This is a genomic window from Armatimonadota bacterium (assembly GCA_035527535.1).
Lineage (GTDB): Bacteria > Armatimonadota > Hebobacteria.
In genome coordinates, this window is record DATLAK010000009.1 from 1 (window position 1) to 4,435 (window position 4,435).

5 protein-coding genes are annotated in these 4,435 nt (G+C 68.8%); all 5 read left to right on the plus strand.

The window, feature by feature from the left end; translation table 11 throughout:
* Positions 1–82: 82 nt before the first annotated feature.
* Positions 83–433: a phosphoribosylanthranilate isomerase gene (locus VM221_00350; GenBank protein ID HUT73269.1), complete on the plus strand. Its 351-nt coding sequence runs from the start codon at positions 83–85 to the stop codon at positions 431–433.
* A 123-nt stretch (positions 434–556) separates the two neighbouring features.
* Positions 557–1,777 (plus strand): tryptophan synthase subunit beta, encoded by a 1,221-nt coding sequence (trpB, locus tag VM221_00355; GenBank protein HUT73270.1) that lies wholly within the window; start codon positions 557–559, stop codon positions 1,775–1,777.
* Positions 1,774–2,688 (plus strand): tryptophan synthase subunit alpha, encoded by a 915-nt coding sequence (gene trpA / locus VM221_00360; GenBank protein HUT73271.1) that lies wholly within the window; start codon positions 1,774–1,776, stop codon positions 2,686–2,688. Before trpB ends, trpA begins: the two co-directional genes overlap by 4 nt.
* A gap of 269 nt (positions 2,689–2,957) precedes the next feature.
* Complete coding sequence (locus VM221_00365) at positions 2,958–3,479, plus strand: hypothetical protein (GenBank protein ID HUT73272.1); 522 nt, start codon at positions 2,958–2,960, stop codon at positions 3,477–3,479.
* 198 nt (positions 3,480–3,677) lie between these two features.
* On the plus strand, positions 3,678–4,435 hold a 758-nt coding region (locus VM221_00370; protein ID HUT73273.1), incomplete at its 3' end, for a hypothetical protein.

The following is a 4,435-nucleotide window of genomic DNA, read 5'->3' on the forward strand; positions in this document are numbered from 1 at the left end:
CGACTTCGCTCAGGATAAACTGCGAAGGGTCTCGCCAGGATGTACGGAACCGAGATTCCTCGCTCCGCTCGGAATGACACCCATGCCATGGATTATCAAGGCTTTCCGCATCGGCGACGAGGGTGATCTCGGCCGGCTGGACGCGTACCGACGCGCGGACGCCTTTCTCCTCGATTCGCGCGTGACGGGCAAAGCCGGCGGCACGGGGGTCGCCTTTGAGTGGGGCCTGGCGCGGACCGCCGCGGACGCGGGCAAGCCGATAGTCCTGGCCGGCGGGCTGACCCCGGACAACGTCGTTGCGGCCCTGGAGGCCGCGCGGCCTTACGCGGTGGATGTAAGCAGCGGCGTCGAGGCGTCGCCGGGCAGGAAGGATCATGAACTGATGCGCGACTTCGTGCGCGCGGTGAGGGAATTCGATGAAAGCCAGATGTGAAGTGATCACGGCCAGTGCGGATTGGGCGGCGAACTCCTCCCCCTTCCAGGGGGAGGATGGAGGTGGGGGTGAGACGCCATGAGTCCGCACCCTCTCCCCGCCTCTCCCTCAGAGGGAGAGGAGTTGGCACGCTCTCCCAAGCATTCTCCACAGGCGGTGCTACCGGATAAGGGGGGCCATTTCGGCCCCTACGGCGGGCGCTTCGTGCCCGAGACCCTGATGGCGCCCCTGGAGGAACTGACTCGCGCCTACCGGGCGGCCAAGGATGATCCCGCGTTCCAGGAAGAGCTGGACTACTACCTGCGCTCCTACGCCGGGCGGCCGACGCCGATCTACCTCTGCCGGCGCCTGACCGAGGCCTGGGGCGGAGCCAAGGTCTATCTCAAGCGCGAGGACCTCGCGCACACCGGCTCGCACAAGATCAACAACACCCTGGGCCAGGCGCTGCTGGCGCGGCGCATGGGCAAGCGGCGCATCATCGCCGAGACCGGCGCCGGCCAGCACGGGGTCGCGACCGCTACCGTCGCCGCCCTCTTCGGTTTCGAGTGCGACGTCTATATGGGCGAGGAGGACATGGAGCGCCAGGCGCTCAACGTCTTCCGCATGCGGTTGTTGGGGTCGCGGGTGATCGGGGTGAGCGCGGGCACGCGCACCCTCAAGGATGCGACCAGCGAGGCCTTCCGCGACTGGGTCACCACGGTCGAGCACACGTTCTACGTCATCGGCTCGGTGGTGGGGGCGCACCCCTACCCGATGATGGTGCGCGATTTCCAGTCGGTGATCGGACGCGAGGCGCGGGCGCAGATGCTGGAGGTCGAGGGGCGCCTGCCGGACTGCGTCCTCGCCTGCGTCGGGGGGGGCTCCAATTCCATCGGGATCTTCTATCCGCTGCTGGATGACGACGTGCGCTTCATCGGCGTCGAGGCCGCCGGCGAGGGGCTCGACACCGGGCGCCATTCCGCCAGCCTCGGCCGGGGCACCCCGGGCATCCTCCACGGCGCCATGACCTCCCTGCTGCAGGACCTCCACGGCCAGATCCACCCCACCCACTCCATCGCCGCCGGGCTGGACTACCCCGGGGTCGGCCCCGAGCACGCCCACCTGCGCGACAGCGGGCGCGCCGAGTACGTCTCGGTCACCGACGAGGAGGCGGTCGCGGCGTTCCGCGAGCTGTCGCGGCTGGAGGGCATCATCCCCGCGCTGGAGAGCGCGCACGCGCTGGCCTACGCCCGCAAGATCGCGGCGGAGATGGGGCCCTATGCGGTGATGCTCGTCAACCTCTCCGGGCGCGGGGACAAGGACGCCGCGATCATCGAGAAGCTTGCGCAAGGGGGTGCGGAGTGACGCGGGCGCGGGCGGAGCAGACGCGAATCGCGCGGCGCTTCGCCGAGCTGACCGCGCGCGGCGAGGGCGCGCTGGTACCGTTCATCGTCGCCGGCGACCCGGACCTGCAGACCACGCTGCGGGTGATGCAGGCCCTGGCGCGGGCGGGGGCGGATGTCATCGAGCTCGGCATACCGTTCTCCGATCCCCTGGCCGACGGGCCGGTGAACCAGGCCGCCTATGACCGCGCGCTGCGCGCCGGGGCGACGGTGGAGGGGGTGCTGGATCTTGTTGGGCGATTCCGTGCTCGCCACGTGGGGGCGGCTTCACGAAGCCGCCCGGACACAGCCGGGGGCGGCTGTGCCACATCGCAGTGCGGATTCGAGACACCCGTAGTGCTGATGACCTACTCCAACCCGGTGGCGCAGTTCGGGTGGCAGCGGTTCGCGGAAGCCGCCGCGCAGGCGGGCGTGGACGGGGTGCTGCTGACCGACCTGCCGCCGGAAGAAGCCGAAGCGTGGCTGCGGCACGCGCGCGCGGAAGGGCTCGACACCATATTCTTGTTGGCGCCGACCAGCCCGGATGAGCGCATCGCATCGGTGGCCGAACTGGCGACCGGCTACATCTATTGCGTGTCGCGGCTGGGGGTGACGGGCGCGCGCGACCAACTGCCCCCCGACGCGCGGGCGCTGGTGGAGCGGGTCCGCGTTGTAGGGGCGCACGGCGGTGCGCCCGAATTGCCCGTGGTGGTGGGCTTCGGCCTCTCACGCCCGGAGCAGATTCGCGCGGTATGCGAATTCGCCGACGGGGCGGTCGTGGGCAGCGCGCTGGTGGAGCTCATCGCGCGGCACGCCGGCGCGGAGGACCTGGAGCAGGTGGTGGAGGAATTCACCGCCGCGCTCAAGGCCGCCACCGCGCCGGGGGCAAGTTGAACTCGCCGGGGGGATGAGCATTGAGTCGTCTGGAGTCGGTATCAATCGCGCTGCCCGGCCTCACGTTTGTCGGCGGCATCACCGTGGTGTGGGCCATTGACGCTGCAGGCGACACCATCGCTTGGTAGGGGATCCCCAGGGGCGCGTTCACTGTCGCAGCCTGGGTGCCGACGGTCGCATTGTTTCTAGCGGTTCTTGACCTGGTTGTGAGACACGTCCAGCGGCGGCGAGGACGCTCTCTTTCGGCGCCGCGCTTCGGGTCCGTCGGCTTGCTGATAGCCCTGCTGGCCTGGGCCCCGGCGACCGGCTTCCAGTGGGTCGCGGCGGGCGACTGGAGATCCGCCCAGCAGTCGGTCACAATCGGGAACACGAAGGTACTCGGTAGCGCCGCCCTGGAGTACGCGCAGGATCACCAGGGCCGCTTTCCGAAGGCGGCAACGTGGTGTGATGACCTCCTGCCGTACGTTCGTGACCGACGGAGTTTCCGCGACCCCTTGGCGCGCGGACTCGAGTGTGCGTACGCGTTCAACTCGGCGCTGAGCGATGTGCGTGCTGATTCCGTAGTTGACCCTGCTTCGGTCGTGCTGATCTTCGAGAGCGACCGCGGCTGGAACGCCGCCGGCGGGGCGGAGCTACTGGCGGAGCGGATCAGAGGCGACGATATGGACATCTATGCCTTCGCTGATGGACATGTCCAATCAATCTATCCCAGGACGCGCGGCCCAGGTCGCCGTCCCATCGTCTGGCAGCCGACGTTACGTGAGGCTCCAGACCGCGCGCCCGTGAAGTAGGCTGGCGATCGCGCTTTCCGGCGCGGCCTACCGCGTCCTCGCCAACGACGGCGACACCTGGTACCTGGAGCACCTTTTCTACGCGTACAAGCAAGCCCCGACGGCGGATGCCTGACTCGCCGGTTCATCGCCGCTTGCAGAGGGAACCCCTGGCACCGCGCCGAAGCTGGGGGTTCCGGCATGGGGGGGGCGGCGGAGATGGCAAGCGGATCAAACGAGGTAAGCAAGCAGATGGACAAGCGAGACTACATACCCCCGGCGCACGTCGAGGCGGCGTGGGGCAAATTGCGCACTGACCGTCTGACCTACCGACCGCTGGACGAAGTGACGGTGTTCGTGACCGCGCCCGCGGGGCGGGCCGAGCAACCGGCGCGGCTGGTGGTGCGCGACGGGCTGGGCGGCGCATACGAGCAGATCGAGGTTGCCCTGACGAACGGGGATGGCACCGGCGCGTTCCTCTGCGGCGGCGAGCCGGGGATGCAATTCATCCAGCTCTACTTCGGCGACTACGAGGAGCACAGCCGCATCTGCAACTTCTACCTGGAGCCGCAGACGGGGGTCGAGACCGGCGTCGCGCTGTACGATCGCTTCCTGCCCGCCAACCGGGAGGCGATTCGCCTCAACCGCCGCCGCCTGGAGGTGGACGGGCGGGAGATGGTCGGTTACACCACCGCTGATTCGATCCGCATGCTCGGCATCTGGTGGCGCGACATGTATTACAACTCCCTCGCCTACCCCTGCTGGGAGCGCGACCTCACCAGCGGCTGGGAGGCGCTCGCGCGCAAGTCGGCGCAGGTCGGGCAGATCCTCGACGGCATCGCCGGCGACGGGCGCACCTGGCGCGTCGAAACCGAATCCGATGTCGAGTACATCGCCGTGCTCTCCATCTGGTCCACCTGGATGGTGACCGGCGACGACCAATGGCTGCGGGGGATGCTGCCGACGGTGGAGCGGGC

What these genes read in the sequence shown, in the direction of transcription:
- VM221_00350 (HUT73269.1), top strand. Translation starts at nt 83, where the DNA reads ATGCCATGGATTATCAAGGCTTTCCGCATCGGCGACGAGGGTGATCTC.